The organism is Streptomyces sp. NPDC015171 (genome assembly GCF_043079545.1).
In the GTDB taxonomy this organism is placed as follows: Bacteria; Actinomycetota; Actinomycetes; order Streptomycetales; family Streptomycetaceae; genus Streptomyces.
In genome coordinates this window covers 522,236-540,287 of the sequence record NZ_JBIBUO010000005.1, presented here as the reverse complement: position 1 = coordinate 540,287, position 18,052 = coordinate 522,236, and the positions used below count along the sequence as shown (strand labels likewise).

Sequence of the window (18,052 nt, the reverse complement as noted above, 5' to 3'; positions counted from 1 at the left end):
CCTCCCCCCTCCCGCCAGTCGGGCCGGGTCCCTCCCCCGTCCCTGGGTCCGGCCCGGCTGGCAACACTCGAACGGGAACGACTGGTGCACCACCACGGCTACCTATGGACCGGACCGAAAGAGCGCTTCGACAATGAGGCTCTACGGCGTCCCCCGCATCCTCAGCCTCCACCGGCTCCAGTGTCCGATGAGGACGTGAAGGCGGAGCAGCTACTCAAGCGCTACCGGGAAGTGGTGGCCGAGTTCCCGACATCCGATCTGCCGCCGATCGAAACGGCGTACTGGCTCATCAAGCCCCGTTCCTTAGTTCGTGGCACCTGGGACGAGCCCAAGGAAGCGGCAGCATGGATCGGCGAACGGCTGACCGAGTACGCGCCCCGGTTCGCATCGGCGAGGGACCGAGACACCACGCGCCTGGCCCGACTGGTGAGCGTTGCTGCTGAGCAACTGCACTCGGGTACGGATGTGTCCTACGGCTTCTATCTGGAGCGCCCCTCGTACCTGTCCCTGGCAGTGGTGACGTGCTCCCCGAATCGCTCGAACCCTGAACTGGCCTGCCCGGTCGCCTAGTCGAAGTAACAAAGAAGCCCCGGCTCAAAATGGCCGGGGCTTCGTCAGTTCGTTAGAGCAGCGCCAGGAACGGATTCGCGTCACCGAGCGGTTCCGACCGCTTGGGTTCGGTCGCAGGCTTCGGGGCCTGCTTGGGTGTCTGGCGGTAAGTGTCCAGACGGATGACCCGGGCGCGGTTCTGCTCACACTCCGCGCTTGCCGGCCGCACCTCTGCGTGACTGGAAGGGCTCCCGTTCTGCTCACCCTCCGCGCTGGCCGGCTGCGGCACAGAGTCACCAGAACTGTCCCCGCGGAGCGTGAAAACGGTGGCCGGTCGGCCGCTCCTCCCGGACCGTTCCACGGTTACGACGATGCCGGGCAGTTCCTTGACCTCTGCTGCGGTCGCTCCCACGTACGGGAGCACCTGAGAAGAAGTGGCCCGACCGCCGTGCATCTCGATCCGGGCCCGAACCTTGTCCTCAAGGGTGAGCGGCTGCCGCTTCATCTTGGGGGAGGTCGCTCCCTTGGTGATCCGTACGGCGTCCTGCACCGACCGGCGAACCAAGCTGAATGCGGCCGACAGCATCTCTTCCGTGATCGTCTCCGAGCACTCGGACGCTGCCAGGCAGGCCGCGACTCTGAGCGTCTGCTCTGCCGTCCGCTCGATGAACACTGCCTGCCCTTCGGGCAGAGTCCCACCCAAGATGCGGGCGTACCGGCGAATCACCCGCCACAGCGGCCGGGCATCTTCCGCAAGCGTGATCACACGCGGCCTGGCCGTGGCCCACCCGTAAGCGTCGGCCAGCTCCCGCCCGTCCACGTCGGGCAGGCTCACCCGGTCGTCATCCAAGAGCGGCACCGACCCGAGCAGGAACGGAAGGATGCGGTTGTACGACCCTCCCGCCGCTTCCGACTCACCGACATACTTCGACCAGTCAGACGGCGTGACGTGACAGTGCAGAACCATTGCAGGGTCCCGTATTTCCTGCGCCTCATCCTTGGTCGTGTTCCGCAGCGTCGACCCATCCCATGCGGTCCGCAGCTTGGTCGTAAACGATGCATCCCGCTTCACCCTGCGGAGCACTTCCGACCACTCTTCTTCGACCACGAGAGTCCGCACGTCACGCCCGTGCTCGGTCTCGGCCGTCGCTTCCTGCTGCTCCCACAGGTGGTTCACCATGCTCGCCCCGGACGTGATGCCGGACGTGGTGTGCGTGGCCAGGAAGCGCCCAAGAGCCTTGTCCAGGACGTGATGAGCGGCCCTGAGCGCGGTTCCCTTACCGCGTCCCGTACCGGCCACCAGAGCGGACCACAGCAGCACGGGCCGGGGACCACGGGAGGACACCTTTACCGAGCCACCGATAGCGGCCGACCACATCGACAGGGCGGCCACATACACCCCCAACGGGTCCGCCTCAACGAACGGGGCGATCCTGCGAACCGCGCGACCGATGGGACCGTACAGAACGGGCGTGCTCATGCTGCCTCTATCTCGAACAGGGTTGGTTGGGTGGCCATTGGCCGGGGAGGCCGGGCGCACTCGACGCCCGGCACAAAGGGGGCGGCGGTCAGGCCGCTGCCGCTTTTCCCTCGGATGCGTCCCGATGGGTCAGCTCGTAGGCGTGACGGACATGCATGGGGATGCGTCCCTTCGTGGGCACGGCATAGCCGTTCTCTCGTGCCCATGCCCGGACGGCACGGTTGCGTTCACGCTCGCTCATCCCCGAGCGGTCGACCTTGGCAGGCTCCGGAAGCGGGTCGCCACCGACCAACTCACCCGATCGAACAGCCGACTTGAAGCGTCCCACTTCCCGCACGTCCATCACAGGGATGGCACGCTCGGAAGCATCCCGCAGCTTGGTGGCGTTCCGGTCGCCACCCTCACCCAGGATCAGCAGGACCGTGCTGTCATCGGCACGGCCGACCACCTCATAGCCCAGGTTGCGCACCGCTTCTCGCGCGTCTTCCCAGTCATATCCCGGAACCTCACCAGCGATCATCACGGACGGCACCGGCTCAGGGTCGGGGTCCTCCGCCACGGGCACCGCTTCCGGCTCCGGCTCCGGCTCAACCTCAACGACCGGCACGAACTCAGGCGCAGTCTGTACGGCCTCTCGCTCAGACGGCGCGCCCAAAGCGTCACAGAGGTACCTGCCGAACGAAACATCGTGTTCAAGGCACAGGTGCCAGGTGTCCTTACCCAGTGTCAGTGATGAAGTGGCCTCAACCTCAGAACCGTCACGCGCAATGTGCGCATCGCAAAAGGTGTACTCAACCGGCACAAGCACCGTCTTACGCATAGCGCTGCATTCCTTCGTTAGTACGGAAGTCTGAGGGAGGGTCCGGAGCGTTGCTCTACGGCTTCCCCGCTTGACCACCATTCTTCCGCACCCCTATCACGGAACGGTAACTAACGAATAACTGAAGCATTACTCAAATGTTTATGAATACCGGGGGTAATGCTTGGATTTGATAAATGCACCCCCACCGGGGGTGCTGTCCTTCCATCGTGTACGGGTTTCAAATTTTCGCGGCTCCCCGATTCTCAGGCCCAGGGAATCTGGATTTCCTCAGATTTGGTTCCGCGATAAGGCATTTTGGTGGCCAAAGAGGCGAAAACGAGAGAGGTCCGTCACATTTCTGGCGGCTGGTGTACCAGAAACCAGAAATGGACACCAGTTGCGCATCCTGACTCTTGGTTCTCGTCACAGCGAATCGACGGCCGGCGCGCCTCTCGGTCGACGGATAGTGAGAGGAACGGGCCCCTGCTAGGTACAGGGGCCCGAACTAACCCTGTTTACGCAGTGGGCCAGGTGACAACAGCCTTGACGATTCCCTTAGTGGGCTTGGACTCATCAAAGGTGCTATCCGCCTTCTTGGTATCCAGCTCCGGATAACGCACGATCTTGCCGCCGTACAGGTGCAGGGTGTCGATGTAGTCAGCGCGGTACTTCTCCGACTGTCCCTCGCGGAAGCCGGTGAACTGGCTAGCGTAGGTGGCGAACTCCGAGTGACCTGCCACGATGTCCACACCAGCGGGCATGGCCGTGGTCGTCAGGATGGTGAACCCGGCAAGGCGAGCGACGACGCCATTGGCAGTCACGCCACCTTCGCCGTACGCGGCAGCGTTAGCCACGGCCGGATGCTCGATGAGGTATCGCTTCACACGCGGCGAGACGACCACGTAACGGCCTGCCGGGATGTCGTTGTCATCCAGGGCCAGCATCATGTCCAGGATGGCGCTGTAGAGGCTCTGAGGGACGTTCTCGGCTGTCGGCGTGATGGCCGGAAGCGCCGTCGCCCCGGTGGCGATGATGTTGCCCATGAAGGCGTCAGCCTCGCGGGCCAGGGCCCGGATCATCTGCTGGTTGATCGGCGAGTCAAGGCCGCCAGCCAACTGGACCCGTTCCGCATCTTCCACCAGAACCTGAAGGTACTTCGCCTCAGTAATGGTGAGCTTCTGGTCCACGGTTTCCGGCCGCTGGGCCGTCATCCCATCAGCGATCGTGTAATCGCCCACGGTGGGCCGAAGAAGGCTGTTGATGTGGACCACATCGCCCTTCTGTCGGATCTCCCCGTCGTACTTGTTGTTGGACACGAACGGAGACGCCCAGACAAGAAGTGGGTCAAACTGCGTGAGAAGTTCTGCGTCCCAAATCTCAGGGATGAAAGTGGTGGTGCCGGGCTGCTGATAGGCAAGGCTCATAGAGGTACTCCTAGTTATCGCTTACGAACGTCGAGAGAAACGCGGCGGGGCTCAGGCAGAGGACCGCCACTGCGATTGGGGCTGGAACCGGCAAGATGGGGGAACGCCGGGTCCTTGGGCTTGAAAGGCGCAAGGGCCTTGTCCATCGCCTCGGCTGAGGGCCTGCCGTCTTCACCAAGCAATTTGGAACCATCAAGGTAGTCGGTGAATCCATCCGGGAGAGTTATTCCGGCCTGGGCGGCGTAGCCCTTAAGTTCAGCCCGTGCCAGCTTCCCGGAATACTCCCGCTCGACCTCCGCTCGGACTGAAGGGGAAGGGTCGGCCGGCACGGCCTGGGGGGTCGGTTGTGTGTCGCTCATGGCGACACCTCCTAACTAAGGATTCGGGTTTAGGCAGCCTGGTTGCTCTCTGCCTCACTCATGAGTGAGGACAGGGGGATACGGAGATGCCTGGCGGCCAGTGCAAGAGTGCGAAGACTCGGACACGTCTCACCGGACTCCCAGCGGCGCACTGTGGACGGGGCTACGCGAATCCCCTCAGCCAGGGCTTCGACAGAAAGCCCTAGAGCAGCACGGCGGGCCGCGAAGAAGTGACGATCAAACATTGATGACTCCATTCCAGTCATGCAGGAATGCGCGACGGCAGGCAAAAGGAAAACCCCGGCCTCTGCGGCCGGGGTCGATCAAGTCCCGTGAGGTTGACTCTCACTAATGATGTATGTGTCCTGTCGCGCACTTCCGCCCTAATGAAGGGAGAAGTGAGACGGACCCCACAGCGACCTGCTCTCACTAAAGATGTCGGTGTCAAAGCGTCCGGTCTGGGACAGCACCATCAGCAATTGAGGCGCATGTCACCTGTTTGTAACAGTTACTGGAGGGCAAGTGCCCCTCGTCGGACCGTGGCCGCTCAGGCATACTGCTACTCATGAGTCAAGGTGAGAGGCATGGTGAGCAGGCAGACCCGCAGCTCAGCGGGGCCACTCCGACGTCCGCTGGCGTCGTTCAGTACGAGCTGAACGGGGCGTGGGTAGTCGTCGCTCACGGGGAGTACGACATGAACACGATCGCTCCCCTCGCCGATGCCCTGGAGGCCGCCGCGCGTAAGCATTCGATTGTGGTGCTGGACGTCGCCGGAGTTACCTTCGGAGACTCAACATTCTTGAATCTACTGCTTCGCGTTCACTCACAAACCACTCTTCGGCTCGTTGCTCCCGCACCGCAGTTTCAACGGGTGCTTGAGATTACCGAAGCTGATTCCGTCCTAGATGTACGCGCGTCCCTGGAAGACGCTTCCATGGCCGAGAAGTCTTAGGTGTCGTTGGCAACCAGTTGCCTAACTCCACTTGCCTTGGCTGACTCAGGACCCCGAAGGTCCTGAGCTGAACAGGAAATGAGAGAGGGCCCCGGCAGAGGGGCCCCTACTCACTACTACCTACGCTCTATGAGCTACGTACTACCAACTACTAACTAAGTCCCCGGTTCAACGGGAAAATGAGCACGCTAGACGCCAAGGGCAGCTCGACAGACCACCGGGCCCCAGGGTGGTGCCGCGCTGAACGGGTCGGTGGGATCAGGGCAGTCCCCTCCCGGGTGGGCCGGGCAGACCTCGGCACTTCCCGTCTCGGAGGGTTCAGCCGGCCGTGACGCTCCGTTTTTCGGCGCTGCCTTCTTCCTCGGCTTGCTGGGCTTGATGTCGGTCACGGTGATGACCTCGCCCTGAACGGAGTTCGCCAGCACAGGGTAGGTCTGCTCGTCGTCCAGCAGTGCCACAGGCACCGACGTGTAGAGGTTCGCTGCCCGCCCCACCTTGCCCTCCTGCGTGAAGAACCCGAGTCGTGTAAGGACGTCCCGGCATCGCTTCCCAGGGTGGTCGTTCGTGTTGTAGCCCAGCTCATCCGCGATCTTCGTGTCCCCGGTGAACATCTGCCCGGTACGGCCGTTTGCGTGCCGGAGCTGGGCCAGGGCCCACAGCAGATGTTCACGCCCGAACTCGGGTGCCTCTCGGGCCAGTAGGCCACCCGGCCCGAAGGCATTGAACAGGGCTCGGGTCCACTCGGTCTTCACGTCATGCGTCGCAGCAACCAGGCGGCGCGGATAGACCTCGGTCACTCCGCCCCCTGCTCATCCAGCCAGCGGTCCAGGTCCGCAGGACGGCACCGGAGCGACTGCCCCACCTTGCGGAACGGGATCTGTTCGGCCCTCCAGTTCCCGTACACCCAAGAACGGGGCTTGCTCAGGTAGTCGGCGACATCGTCAACGCTCATCAGCTTGGTCAATGCCTCTCCCTTGCTGGCCGGTGGGCGGTGGTTCCGCCCGTTCTTGTCCGGCCCTACTTCCAGATGTACGCCTGACCACCCTGTCTGTCAAACCTAGGTATGCCCACCCGGGGTGGTATGGTGAGGGTGTGAGTGAATACATCGAGATCACGCAGGACGTAGGGCCGTGGCGGGTGCTCATGCGCTGGGCAGCCGACGCCGACCCGGCCAGCGGCCCCACACGGGTACTGATCACCCCGCACCCGGACGCCGACCCCGCTTCCACGCAGGGCGGCGTGTCCTCCACCGTGCTGCGTCAGGTCGACTTCAAGAAGGCTGGCGACCAGTTCCGCGCCGCCCGGCCGGCCGACCCTGAGCAGCAGGTCACACAGGATGCAGAGGGCAGCGCGCTGCGGTGGCTGCTGGGCTCCGAGGGCATCTCAGATGCCTACCTGGCCTTCCTGGCGGAGTCCTACGTCCGGGCCGTTGCACGGGCCGTGCCCAACGTCACGGCGCACCTGGCCGAACTAACCCAGAAGCGTCCCGAGACGATCCGAAGCCACCTCAAAGAGGCCCGGAAACGGGACCTGCTCACCACCGTGCCCGGCAAGGCCGGGGGGCAGCTCACCGCGAAGGCAAGAGAGATCACGAACGGTGAGTACCTGGACAGAGTGACTGCTCACTTGATGGGCGAATAGCAAAACAGCCAAGGGGAGGGCAAGTGGCAAGGGCATGGGTTGCGCGGTCTACGGACGACCCGAAGAAGTGGACTACTTACTGGTACGACCCGGACGGCAAGCAGCGGCAGAAGACGTTCGAGACCAAGAAGCGAGCCGACGACCAGCGCAAGCGTAAGGAACAGGAACTCGACGCCGGGACCTACCTGGACGACAGGTTGGGCAAGCAACCGGTGACGGCCGTCTGGGAGCAGTGGACGAATCAGAGGAAGCTGGAGAACAGCACCAAGAAGCAGTACCGGTCGATCCTCAACACGACCATTGAGCCGTTTTTCAAGGCGCGTTCCATCGTGTCCCTCAAAGTTGCTGACGTTGAGCAGTGGCTCTTGTGGATGGAGCAGGACCGGAAGCTGTCCGCTCGCACACGGCGTCAGCGGTTCTCGTTCTTCTCCGGGATGATGGACTGGGCCGTCGCCAACGAGATCATCGGCCGGAACCCGTGCAAGAAGGTCAAGGGCGCGGGCAGTCGCGCCAAGGAAATTCGGGAGCACAAGAGCACCGCCCGGCGGCTTACGACGCGGGAAGTCCTGGCGATGCTGGATGCCGCCTCTCCGCGTTACCGCGCGATGCTGTGGCTCATGGCCGGGTGCGGCCTGCGGCTGGGTGAGGCCATGGCGGTGTCCCGCGATCAGATCGACTTCAAGGCCGAGACGCTTCGGGTCGACTTCCAGATTGCGGAGGACGGGGACACCGAGTCGGGGAAGAACAGCGCGATCCAGCGTCGGCACATCAAGGCTCGTGATGAAGGTGAGCCAGGGCGTACCGTCCCCCTCCCGCCGAACGTCGCCTTCGAGCTACGGCGGCACATCAAGAACCACGGCGTATGGGGGCCAGAGCGACTTCTCTTCCCCAACGTGACGCGGACCGGCTACCTCTACGCGTCGTACTTCTACCCGAAAATCTGGATGGAGGCTCTGGGCAAGGGACAGGTGAAGTACTGCAAGGCCCACTCACTCCGGCACTACTACGGATCGCGGCTGCTGTACGCCGGAGTCCCCGAGAATGATGTCGCCGACTGGATGGGCCACAGCAGTACGGACGTGCTCAGGGAGCACTACCACTACATCTTCGAAGGGGCCGAGCAGCGCGGCCGGGCCGCCATCGCGACGATGTTGACGCCCGGAGCCGACGACCCGACGGAGGCATCAGAGGTCGCCTGATGCGCGTACGACAACAGCCCCCGGCGTGACGCCGGGGGCTGTGTTGTTTGTGCAGGTCAGTGGCTGTTTTCAGCCCGGCATCTGCCCAGGATTCCCCCAGCATGACGCCCAGGAACGGCCCTGATCGGGCCACAACGGGCGGGAAGCCGAGGGTGCCCCGCAGGACCTTCGAAACAGCTTCTGACCTGCAAAAACCCTGCTAGGGGAGGTTCCTTGCCATCACGATCCGCTGGACTTGGTTCGTGCCCTCATAAATCTGGGTGATCTTGGCGTCGCGCATCATGCGCTCCACCGGGTAGTCGCGGGTGTAGCCGTAGCCGCCGAGGAGCTGGACGGCGTCGGTGGTGACCTCCATCGCGACGTCCGAGGCGAAGCACTTGGCGGCGGCGCCCAGGTAGGTGAGGTCGGCGTCGCCGCGCTCGGAGGCGGCGGCGGCCTGGTAGGTGAGGGCGCGGGCCGCCGAGATCTTCATGGACATGTCGGCGAGCATGAACTGGATGCCCTGGAAGTCGGCGATGGCCTTGCCGAACTGCTTGCGCTCCTGGACATAGCCCTTGGCGTAGTCGAGGGCGCCCTGGGCGACACCGAGCGCCTGGGCGGCGATGGTGATGCGGGTGTGGTCCAGCGTCTTCATCGCGGTGGCGAAGCCGGTGCCCTCCGCGCCGATCATGCGGTCGGCGGGGATGCGGACGTTGTCGAAGTAGACCTCGCGGGTCGGGGAGCCCTTGATGCCGAGCTTCTTCTCCGGGGCGCCGAAGGACACGCCCTCGTCCGACTTCTCCACGACGAAGGCGGAGATGCCCTTGGAGCGCTTCTCCGGGTCGGTCACGGCCATGACCGTGTAGTACTCGGAGACGCCGGCGTTGGTGATCCAGCGCTTCACGCCGTTGAGGATCCAGTGGTCGCCGTCGCGGACGGCCCTGGTCTTCATGCCGGCCGCGTCCGAGCCCGCCTCCGGCTCGGAGAGGCAGTACGAGAACATCCCGTCGCCCTTGGCCAGCGGGCCCAGGTACTTCTTCTTCAGGTCCTCGGAGCCGGAGAGGATCACCGGGAGGGAGCCGAGCTTGTTCACGGCGGGGATGAGGGAGGAGGAGACGCAGACGCGGGCGACCTCCTCGATCACGATGACCGTGGCGAGCGCGTCGGCGCCGGCGCCGCCGTACTCCTCGGGGACGTGCACGGCGTGCAGGTCGTTCGCGACCAGGGCGTCGTGCGCCTCCTGCGGGAAGCGGGCCTCCTCGTCCACGGCAGCGGCGAACGGCGCGATCTTCGCCTCGGCCAGCGCGCGGACAGCGTCCCGGAGCATGTCGTGCTCTTCGGACGGGCGGTACAGGTCGAAGTCAGCCGATCCGGCCAAGGTCTCTCACGCTCCAAGGACGCAGTGATACTGGCGCTAGTTACCGTTAAGTAACTCAAATTTTAATGGTCCGCCCGCGGCACGCCTACGTGAGCTACACGACAGGCGGGGAAATTGCCCGGTGGGCGGCCCGACTATGCTCGGCTCCGCATCACCGACGTACCCGATCTGGAGCACATCCATGAGCCTGAAGATCACCGTGATCGGCACCGGCTACCTCGGCGCCACGCACGCCGCGGCAATGGCCGAGCTGGGCTTCGAGGTGCTGGGTCTGGACGTGGTCCCCGAGAAGATCGCCCTGCTGGAGCGCGGCGAGACGCCGATGTACGAGCCGGGCCTCGACGAGCTGCTGCGCAAGCACGTGGCCGGGATCGAGGGATCGAGCGGGCGGCTGCGGTTCACCATGGACTGGGCCGAGGCGGGCGCCTTCGGCGATGTGCACTTCGTGTGCGTGAACACCCCGCAGAAGCACGGCGAGTACGCCTGCGACATGTCGTACGTCGACGCCGCGATCGCCTCCCTCGCCCCGCATCTGCGCGGTCCGGCCCTGGTCGTCGGCAAGTCGACCGTGCCGGTGGGCTCGGCCGACCGGCTGGCCGGGTACCTCGCCGAGCACGCCCCGGCCGGCGCCGACGCCGAGCTGGCCTGGAACCCGGAGTTCCTGCGCGAGGGCTTCGCCGTGCGGGACACGCTGCACCCGGACCGGATCGTGGTCGGCGTGCGCAGCGAGCGCGCCGAGAAGCTGCTGCGCGAGGTGTACGCGACGCCGGTGGGCGAGGGCACGCCGTTCGTCGTCACCGACTTCCCGACCGCCGAGCTGGTGAAGACCTCGGCGAACTCCTTCCTCGCGACCAAGATCTCCTTCATCAACGCGATGGCGGAGGTGTGCGAGGCCGCCGGCGGCGATGTGGCGAAGCTCGCGGAGGCCATAGGCCACGACGACCGCATCGGGAAGAAGTTCCTGCGCGCCGGGATCGGCTTCGGCGGCGGCTGCCTGCCCAAGGACATCCGGGCGTTCATGGCCCGCGCGGGCGAGCTGGGCGCCGACCAGGCGCTGACCTTCCTGCGCGAGATCGACTCCATCAACATGCGCCGGCGCGGCCAGATGGTCGAGATGACCCGGGAGGCGCTCGGCGGCGGCTCCTTCCTCGGCAAGCGGGTCGCGGTGCTCGGCGCCACCTTCAAGCCGGACTCGGACGACGTCCGCGACTCGCCGGCGCTGAACGTCGCCGGCCAGATCCATCTCCAGGGCGGCCAGGTGACGGTGTACGACCCGAAGGGCATGGCCAACGCCCGCAAGGTCTTCCCGACCCTGGGCTACGCCGACTCGGCCCTCGCGGCCGTCCGGGGCGCCGATGTCGTGCTGCATCTGACCGAGTGGCAGGAGTTCCGCGAGCTGGACCCGGCGGCGCTCGGCGAGGCCGCGGCGGCCCGGGTGCTCCTGGACGGGCGCAACGCCCTCGACCCGGAGCGGTGGCGCCGGGCCGGGTGGACGTACCGCGCGATGGGCCGGCCCACCGCGTAGCGCTCCGCGTACGTCTCCGGACGGGCGCCGGTTCGGCCGAGGCTCAGTCGGCCGAACCGGCGCCCGTCGGCATTCTGCCGCAAACCACGGGCCTCACGGACCCTTCGCCCGGTACCGGCGCATCTTCGCGCGCGCCCCGCACACCTGCATCGAGCACCAGCGCCCGCGGCCGGCCGGGCTGCGGTCGTAGTACGCCCAGTGGCAGGTCTCGGACTCGCACGCCTTGAGCCTGGCCCAGGTGCCCGCCACGAGCGCCTCGGCCACGGCGGCGGCGACCCGGGAGAGCAGCGGGTCCGCGTCGGTCGGGGCGAGGCGGGCGGAGCCGTCGTGCTCGTCGACGGCGATGTACAGCGGGGCCCGCGCCAGCAGGGCGCCCAGCGGGGTCACCGTACGGTGCGGCGGATGGCCGGCGTGGGCGAGCAGCGCGGCGCGCAGCGACTCGCGCAGCTCCCGGGCGCCGGCGAGGGAGTCCGCCGTGATCCCGAGGGCGCCACGGCCCTCCGGCGTGTCCAGCGCGTCGGCGCCCGACTCGATGTCCAGCGTGTTCACCAGCGACTCGACCAGGGCCAGGCCGCCCGGAGCGGCCGATCTCTCGCTCATGCTTGCGACGTTACCTCTTGTACGGGAGTATGCAGTAACCGTTACTGGTTACCCGCCCTTATGGGTAACGCAAGGAGGTAGTCATGGCACTCGCCAAGCTCGACGTCGTGGTCCTGGACTGTCCCGACCCCCGCGCGCTGGCGGAGTTCTACGCCGGTGTGCTGGGCGGCACGGTGGAGGTGAACGAGGGGGACCAGGAGTGGGTGGACCTGAAGGTGCCCGGCGGGCCCTCGCTCGCCTTCCAGCTGGCGCCCGGGTTCGTGCCGCCCGAGTGGCCCGCGGCGGCCCGCTCCCAGCAGTTCCACCTGGACCTGGCCGTGGCCGACCTGGACACCGCGGAGAAGGGGGTGCTGGAGCTGGGCGCGCGACCGCTGGACACCGAGGACCGCTCCCGCACCTTCCGGGTGTACGCCGACCCGGCCGGGCACCCCTTCTGCCTGTGCGCCTGCTGAACCGGGACGCGCCGGGCGGCTAGGAGGCGTCCAGGTCGCCGATCCGCGCGGTCGACGCCTCCCGGCGGTGCTGTGCGGCGCGGGCCGTGAAGTCCGCGCTGCGCAGCACCCGCTGCACATTGCCCCAGGTCAGCAGGGCCAGCTCGGCCTCGGACCAGCCGCGTCTGAGCAGCTCGGCGATCAGGTGCGGATAGCGGGAGGCGTCGGCGAGGTCACGGGGGTGCACGGCACCGGAGTCATAGGTGCCGGACAGGCCGACGCACTCGGGGCCGGCCACGTCGCGGACGTGGTCGAGATGGTCGGCGACGTCCCGGACCGTCGGCCCGGTCTGCTCGGCGGTCAGCGGCACCATGCACAGGCCCTTCGCCGCGCCCAGGGCGGCGAGCAGGTCGTCGGGGAGATTGGCCGGGTGCGGGCGCAGGACGCGGGCGGCCGAGCGGGAGCACAGCACCGGCGTCTTGGACAGGGCGAGGGTCCGCGCGGCCGTGACCGCCGAGGCGCCGGTGACATCGGCGATCACCCCGAGCCGGTTCATCTCGCGCACCACCTCCTCCCCGAACCGGGTCAGCCCGGACGCACCCGCCCAGGCGGTGCCCGCGAGAGTGAGCACGCGCAGCCCGAGGGTGTGCAGGATCCGCAGGATGCCGAGGGAGTCGTCCACGGCGGCCCCGTGCGCGGGGCCCAGCAGTACGGCGATCCGGCCGCAGTTGCGGGCGTCGATGACCTGCCCGGCGGTGCGCGCCAGCCGCAGCCCCTCCGGGTGGGCCTCGATGACGGCACGCGCCTGGTCCAGCTGCTCCAGGGTCGCCGCCGCCGCGCGCTCGCCGCCTGACCCCTCGGGCAGGTGCAGCGACCAGAACAGCGCGCCGACATGCCCCTCGCGCATCCGGGGCACGTCCGTGTCGATGGCGGCCTCGCCCAGTTCGAGGTCGTACCAGGACAGGTGGCGCAGGGCCCAGGGCAGGCCGCTGTAGCCGTCGGCGACGGGGTGGGCGGCGAGCAGTTCGTGCGCCTGGGCCAGCAGCTCGGCGACGGGCCGCCGCGGGAAGGGGTCGTCCGGCAGGCCGTCGTCCGCGCCCACTTCGATCGTGGGGATGTCGTTCTGGAGGTCGGCCATGGCGGGCTCCGTGCGTCGTCGTGGGCTACGTCGGTCGTGAGCTACGGCGTGGGCTGGCGTACCGACACGGTCGCACGGAGCGGAGGGAGGCTTCCTGATGAATGGGGCGTTCGGGGGTATTCCGACCGACCCGGCACAGGCCCGCGGCAGTCTGGGCAGCCACTTCGGGGGGCGGGTCGGGACAGCCACTCCGGGGAGGGCGCGGTCCCGACAGCCACTCCGGCCGGGGCGCGGTCCCGACAGCCACTCCGGCCGGGGCAGGGTCCGGACAGCCACTCCGGCCGGGGCGCGGTCCGGACAGCCACTCCGGCCGGGGCAGGGTCCCGACAGCCACTCCGGCCGGGGCGCGGTCCGGACAGCCACTCCGGCCGGGGCAGGGTCCCGACAGCCACTCCGGCCGGGGGCGAGGCCCCGACAGCCACTCCGGCCGGGGCGGGGTCCCGACAGCTCTCCGGGGGACGAACGCCGGCCCGGCCACCCCCTCCGGAGCAACCCCGAAAGGCCCCGGACGCCCGTCGGAGGCGAGGCCGGGAAGCCCTTCGGAGGCGGGGCCGGAGAGGCCGGGAAGCCCTCGGAGCCGGGGCGGAACGAGAAACCCGGAAGCCGCCTCATAGGCGAGGCCGGGCGCCGGGCATCCCCTCGCAGGCGACGCCGGGAAGCCCGGACGCCCCCTTGGGAACGGGGGCCGAAAGAGCCCGGAAGCCCCCGCCGAGGCGAGGCCGCGCGCCGGGCATCCCCCTCCGAGGCGAAGCCAGGAGGCCCGGGACACCCCCCCAGGAACGCGGCCGGAAAAGCCCGGAAGCCCCCGCCGAGGCGAGGCCGCGCGCCGGGCATCACCCTCCGAGGCGGGGCCAGGGGGCCCGGGACACCCTCGGTAACGGGGCGGAGGGTCGCGGAAGCCCCGTGCGGTCACGGCCGGTACGGAACCCGGGAGCCGTCTCGGGCGCGAGGCTGGAGGAGCCGGAACCCCCGAGGCGAGGCCGGGCGGCGGGTGTCCGCCTCGGAGGTGGCGCCGGGAGGGGCGGAGGCCGGTTCGTCGCGGCGGGTCAGCCGGTTGTGCCGTCCAGGGCCTCGATGGTGGCGAGGGACGGGGCGCGCGTGGCCTGGAGATCCCGGGCCACGTCCTCCGCAGCGCCCAGCACCCGCACCGCGTTCTGCCAGGTCAGCTTGGCCAGATCGGCCGTGGACCAGCCGCGCTCCAGCAGCTCGGCGAGCAGGTTCGGGTAGCCGGAGACGTCGTTGAGGCCGTCCGGGGTGAACGCGGTTCCGTCGTAGTCGCCGCCGATGCCCAGATGGTCGATGCCGGCCGCCTCGCGCATGTGGTCCAGGTGGTCCGCCACCGTGGACACCGTGGCGACCGGGCGCGGGACGCGCTCCTCGAAGGCCCGGTGGATCCGCATCGCCTCGGGGCTGGTGTCCAGGTGGTGCAGGCCGTGGGCGCGCATGTTCTCGTCCGCCGCGGCCGTCCAGTCCACCGCCGCCTGGAGCACGAACTTCGGTACGAACGTCACCATCGCCACGCCGCCGTTGGCGGGCAGCCGCTCCAGTACGTCGTCGGGGATGTTGCGGGGGTGGTCGCAGACCGCCCGCGCGGAGGAGTGGGAGAAGACCACCGGCGCCGAGGCGGCGTCCAGCGCGTCCCGCATCGTCGTGGCCGCCACGTGCGAGAGGTCGACCAGCATGCCGAGGCGGTTCATCTCGCGGACGACCTCGCGGCCGAAAGCGGACAGGCCGCCCGTGCGCGGCGCGTCGGTCGCGGAGTCGGCCCAGTCCACGTTGGAGTTGTGGGTGAGCGTCATGTAGCGCACACCGAGCGCGTACAGGCCGCGCAGCGTGCCCAGCGAGTTCGCTATGGAGTGGCCGCCCTCGGCACCCATGAGCGAGGCGATCCGGCCGTCCCGGCGGGCCGCCTCCATGTCCGCCGCGGTCAGCGCGGGCGCCAGCTCGGCCGGGTAGCGGTCCAGCAGCCGCCGGACGCAGTCGATCTGCTCCAGCGTGGCCGCGACCGGCTCCGGCTGCTCGGCGGGCACGTACACCGACCAGTACTGGGCGCCGACCCCGCCCGCGCGCAGCCGCGGCAGGTCGGTGTGCAGGTGCTCGTGCTGGTCGCCGGCGATGTCCAGCGCGGCCAGGTCGTACCCGGCCTGCTTGCGCAGCGCCCAGGGCAGGTCGTTGTGCCCGTCGACCACGGGGAACTCGCGCAGCAGCGCGCGTGCTGCGTCCAGGGCGGCCACGGCGGTCACTTCCCGAAGCCGAAGCCGCCGGCGCCCTCGACCTTGGCGCGCAGCCGCTTGCCCTTCTCGGTGGCCTGGTCGTTCAGCTCCTGCTGGAAGTCGCGCATCCGGTGCAGCAGCTCCTCGTCGTGCGCGGCGAGCATCCGGGCCGCGAGCAGACCGGCGTTGCGGGCACCGGCGACGGAGACCGTGGCGACCGGGACACCGGCCGGCATCTGCACGATGGAGAGCAGCGAGTCCATGCCGTCCAGGTACTTCAGCGGCACGGGGACGCCGATGACCGGCAGCGGGGTGACCGAGGCCAGCATGCCGGGCAGGTGGGCGGCACCGCCCGCGCCGGCGATGATCACCTTCAGGCCGCGGTCGGCGGCCTGCTCGCCGTAGGTGATCATCTCGCGGGGCATGCGGTGCGCGGAGACGACGTCGACCTCGTAGGCGATCTCGAACTCGTCCAGGGCCTTGGCGGCGGCTTCCATGACGGGCCAGTCGGAGTCCGACCCCATGACGATGCCAACAACGGGACTCATTCGGTGATCGTGCCTCTCAGATAGCCGGCTGCGTGACGGGCGCGCTCCAGCACGTCGTCCAGGTCGTCGCCGTAGGTGTTGACGTGTCCGACCTTGCGGCCGGGCTTCACATCCTTGCCGTACATGTGGATCTTGAGCTTGGGGTCGCGGGCCATGCAGTGCAAGTACGCGGAGTACATGTCCGGGTAGTCGCCGCCCAGGACGTTGACCATCACGGTCCACGGGGCGCGCGGGCGCGGGTCGCCCAGCGGCAGGTCGAGGACCGCGCGGACGTGGTTGGCGAACTGCGAGGTGACCGCGCCGTCCATGGTCCAGTGGCCCGAGTTGTGCGGACGCATGGCCAGCTCGTTCACGAGGACGCGGCCGTCGCGGGTCTGGAACAGCTCTACGGCGAGGTGCCCGACGACGCCCAGTTCCTTGGCGATGGTCAGGGCCAGCCGCTCGGCGTGCAGGGCCAGCTCGTCGGGCAGGTCGGGCGCGGGCGCGATCACGGTGTCGCAGACGCCGTTCACCTGCCGCGACTCCACCACCGGGTAGGCGACGGCCTGGCCGTGCGGGGAGCGTACGACGTTGGCGGCGAGCTCGCGGACGTAGTCGACCTTCTCCTCGGCGAGGACCGGGACGCCGGCCCGGAAGGGGTCGCTGGCCTCCTCGGCGGTCTCCACGACCCACACCCCCTTGCCGTCGTAGCCGCCGCGGACGGTCTTGAGGACGACCGGGAAGCCGTCCCCCTCCGCCGCGAACCGGACGACATCCTCCGGGTCGGCCACGATCCGGTGCCGGGGGCACGGGATACCGATCGCGTCGAGCTTCGCGCGCATCACGCCCTTGTCCTGGGCGTGCACCAGCGCGTCAGGTCCCGGGCGGACGGGGATGCCGTCCGCCTCCAGGGCCCTGAGGTGCTCGGTGGGTACGTGTTCGTGATCGAAGGTGATCACGTCGCAACCGCGCGCGAACTCACGCAGCGTGTCCAGGTCGCGATAGTCGCCGATGACGACATCGCTCACGACCTGCGCCGCTGAATCCTGCGGGGTGTCACTGAGGAGCTTGAACCTGATGCCCAACGGGATGCCCGCTTCGTGCGTCATACGCGCGAGCTGCCCCCCGCCGACCATGCCGACTACCGGGAACGTCACACCCCTAGGGTATCGGCCACGCCGGGGAGGCCGGTTCGCGTCCCTCCCGCGGACTCTTACCGGGCGCTTCCCCGCGTCTTTCCGAGCTGTTTCCGAACGGTGGCCCGGTCCACGAGCACGGCTGGTTCCGCCCGGCTAGCATGGCGTGGTTGACGAAACCTACCGACGGGAGCTGCACAGCCATGGAACCTCGTTCCTCGGGGCTGCAACGGCTCGTACGCGAGGTGGTCAAGTTCGGCGCCGTCGGCGGCGCCGGCGTCCTGGTCAATCTCGGTGTGTTCAACCTGGTCCGGCACGTCTCCGACCTGCCCGTGGTGCGCGCCAGCGTCATCGCGACCGTCGTGGCCATCGTCTTCAACTACGTCGGCTTCCGCTACTGGACGTACCGGGACCGCGACAAGGGCGGGCGCACCAAGGAACTCACGCTGTTCCTGCTGTTCAGCGCGGTCGGCCTGGTGATCGAGAACGGCCTGCTGTACCTGGCGACCTACGGCTTCGGCTGGGACAGCCCGCTGCAGAGCAACGTCTTCAAGTTCGTCGGCATCGGCGTCGCGACCCTGTTCCGGTTCTGGTCGTACCGCACCTGGGTGTTCCGGACGCTGCCCGCCCGGGAGGCCGTGGCGAGTGCCGAATCGATTCTGAAGCAGGAGTCCGGGCGGCCGGCCCCGAGCCAGCGCGTCCCGTAGATCCCTCCTGCG

19 protein-coding genes are annotated in these 18,052 nt (G+C 68.1%); 7 read left to right on the top strand and 12 right to left on the bottom strand.

The genetic code is table 11. The features are described from left to right. The first annotated feature begins 84 nt into the window (after positions 1-84). A complete protein-coding gene (locus ACF073_RS17715; RefSeq protein WP_392070888.1) occupies positions 85-570 on the top strand; it encodes a hypothetical protein in 486 nt (161 codons plus the stop codon). Between the two features lie 52 nt (positions 571-622). On the opposite strand, the gene ACF073_RS17710 is transcribed toward ACF073_RS17715, so the two are convergent. The 4 genes from ACF073_RS17710 to ACF073_RS17695 form a co-directional block, all read right to left on the bottom strand. After that, positions 623-2,029 (bottom strand): DUF3987 domain-containing protein, encoded by a 1,407-nt coding sequence (locus ACF073_RS17710; RefSeq protein ID WP_392070887.1) that lies wholly within the window; start codon positions 2,027-2,029, stop codon positions 623-625. 88 nt (positions 2,030-2,117) lie between these two features. Continuing rightward, the gene (locus ACF073_RS17705) at positions 2,118-2,849 is read right to left on the bottom strand and encodes a histone-like nucleoid-structuring protein Lsr2 (RefSeq protein WP_392070885.1); all 732 of its coding nucleotides are present in this window, start codon (positions 2,847-2,849) and stop codon (positions 2,118-2,120) included. A gap of 497 nt (positions 2,850-3,346) precedes the next feature. Beyond that, a complete protein-coding gene (locus ACF073_RS17700; RefSeq protein WP_392070883.1) occupies positions 3,347-4,255 on the bottom strand; it encodes a hypothetical protein in 909 nt (302 codons plus the stop codon). A 388-nt stretch (positions 4,256-4,643) separates the two neighbouring features. Beyond that, a complete protein-coding gene (locus tag ACF073_RS17695; protein ID WP_392070881.1) occupies positions 4,644-4,859 on the bottom strand; it encodes a helix-turn-helix domain-containing protein in 216 nt (71 codons plus the stop codon). A gap of 320 nt (positions 4,860-5,179) precedes the next feature. Between ACF073_RS17695 and ACF073_RS17690 the strand changes: the two genes are divergently transcribed. Continuing rightward, the gene (locus ACF073_RS17690) at positions 5,180-5,566 is read left to right on the top strand and encodes an STAS domain-containing protein (RefSeq protein WP_392070879.1); all 387 of its coding nucleotides are present in this window, start codon (positions 5,180-5,182) and stop codon (positions 5,564-5,566) included. Between the two features lie 188 nt (positions 5,567-5,754). Here the strand turns inward: ACF073_RS17690 and ACF073_RS17685 are convergent, their stop codons facing one another. Beyond that, positions 5,755-6,363, bottom strand: coding sequence for a hypothetical protein (locus tag ACF073_RS17685; protein WP_392070877.1), 609 nt, complete (start codon positions 6,361-6,363; stop codon positions 5,755-5,757). Next, positions 6,360-6,530: a helix-turn-helix domain-containing protein gene (locus ACF073_RS17680; protein ID WP_392070875.1), complete on the bottom strand. Its 171-nt coding sequence runs from the start codon at positions 6,528-6,530 to the stop codon at positions 6,360-6,362. Before ACF073_RS17680 ends, ACF073_RS17685 begins: the two co-directional genes overlap by 4 nt. A 128-nt stretch (positions 6,531-6,658) precedes the next feature. Here ACF073_RS17680 and ACF073_RS17675 point away from each other — a divergent pair, with 128 nt between their 5' ends. Then, positions 6,659-7,207 (top strand): hypothetical protein, encoded by a 549-nt coding sequence (locus ACF073_RS17675; RefSeq protein ID WP_392070873.1) that lies wholly within the window; start codon positions 6,659-6,661, stop codon positions 7,205-7,207. Positions 7,208-7,230: 23 nt separating this feature from the next. Next, on the top strand, positions 7,231-8,406 hold the full coding sequence (locus ACF073_RS17670) for a tyrosine-type recombinase/integrase (protein ID WP_392070872.1): 1,176 nt from the start codon (positions 7,231-7,233) through the stop codon (positions 8,404-8,406). A 199-nt stretch (positions 8,407-8,605) separates the two neighbouring features. On the opposite strand, the gene ACF073_RS17665 is transcribed toward ACF073_RS17670, so the two are convergent. After that, complete coding sequence (locus tag ACF073_RS17665; RefSeq protein WP_392070870.1) at positions 8,606-9,763, bottom strand: acyl-CoA dehydrogenase family protein; 1,158 nt, start codon at positions 9,761-9,763, stop codon at positions 8,606-8,608. 181 nt (positions 9,764-9,944) lie between these two features. Between ACF073_RS17665 and ACF073_RS17660 the strand changes: the two genes are divergently transcribed. Beyond that, positions 9,945-11,288, top strand: a complete 1,344-nt coding sequence (locus ACF073_RS17660; RefSeq protein WP_392070868.1) for a UDP-glucose dehydrogenase family protein — start codon at positions 9,945-9,947, stop codon at positions 11,286-11,288. A 93-nt stretch (positions 11,289-11,381) separates the two neighbouring features. Here the strand turns inward: ACF073_RS17660 and ACF073_RS17655 are convergent, their stop codons facing one another. Continuing rightward, complete coding sequence (locus ACF073_RS17655) at positions 11,382-11,888, bottom strand: CGNR zinc finger domain-containing protein (RefSeq protein ID WP_392070866.1); 507 nt, start codon at positions 11,886-11,888, stop codon at positions 11,382-11,384. Between the two features lie 83 nt (positions 11,889-11,971). On the opposite strand from ACF073_RS17655, the gene ACF073_RS17650 reads away from it, so the two are divergent. Next, entirely contained in the window at positions 11,972-12,340 is a 369-nt protein-coding gene (locus ACF073_RS17650; RefSeq protein ID WP_392070865.1) for a VOC family protein, read from the top strand. 19 nt (positions 12,341-12,359) lie between these two features. Here the strand turns inward: ACF073_RS17650 and ACF073_RS17645 are convergent, their stop codons facing one another. From ACF073_RS17645 to ACF073_RS17630, 4 genes are all read right to left on the bottom strand, one after another. Beyond that, positions 12,360-13,457 carry a dipeptidase gene (locus tag ACF073_RS17645; protein WP_392070863.1) on the bottom strand — a complete coding sequence of 366 codons (1,098 nt, stop codon included), beginning with the start codon at positions 13,455-13,457 and terminating at the stop codon, positions 12,360-12,362. A 1,046-nt stretch (positions 13,458-14,503) separates the two neighbouring features. Beyond that, entirely contained in the window at positions 14,504-15,691 is a 1,188-nt protein-coding gene (locus ACF073_RS17640) for a dipeptidase (RefSeq protein ID WP_392070987.1), read from the bottom strand. 5 nt (positions 15,692-15,696) lie between these two features. Continuing rightward, positions 15,697-16,218 (bottom strand): 5-(carboxyamino)imidazole ribonucleotide mutase, encoded by a 522-nt coding sequence (gene purE / locus ACF073_RS17635; protein ID WP_392070862.1) that lies wholly within the window; start codon positions 16,216-16,218, stop codon positions 15,697-15,699. After that, positions 16,215-17,354, bottom strand: a complete 1,140-nt coding sequence (locus tag ACF073_RS17630; protein ID WP_392070860.1) for a 5-(carboxyamino)imidazole ribonucleotide synthase — start codon at positions 17,352-17,354, stop codon at positions 16,215-16,217. Before ACF073_RS17630 ends, purE begins: the two co-directional genes overlap by 4 nt. Positions 17,355-17,536: 182 nt before the next feature. Between ACF073_RS17630 and ACF073_RS17625 the strand changes: the two genes are divergently transcribed. Next, complete coding sequence (locus tag ACF073_RS17625) at positions 17,537-18,040, top strand: GtrA family protein (RefSeq protein ID WP_392070858.1); 504 nt, start codon at positions 17,537-17,539, stop codon at positions 18,038-18,040. Positions 18,041-18,052: the final 12 nt, after the last annotated feature.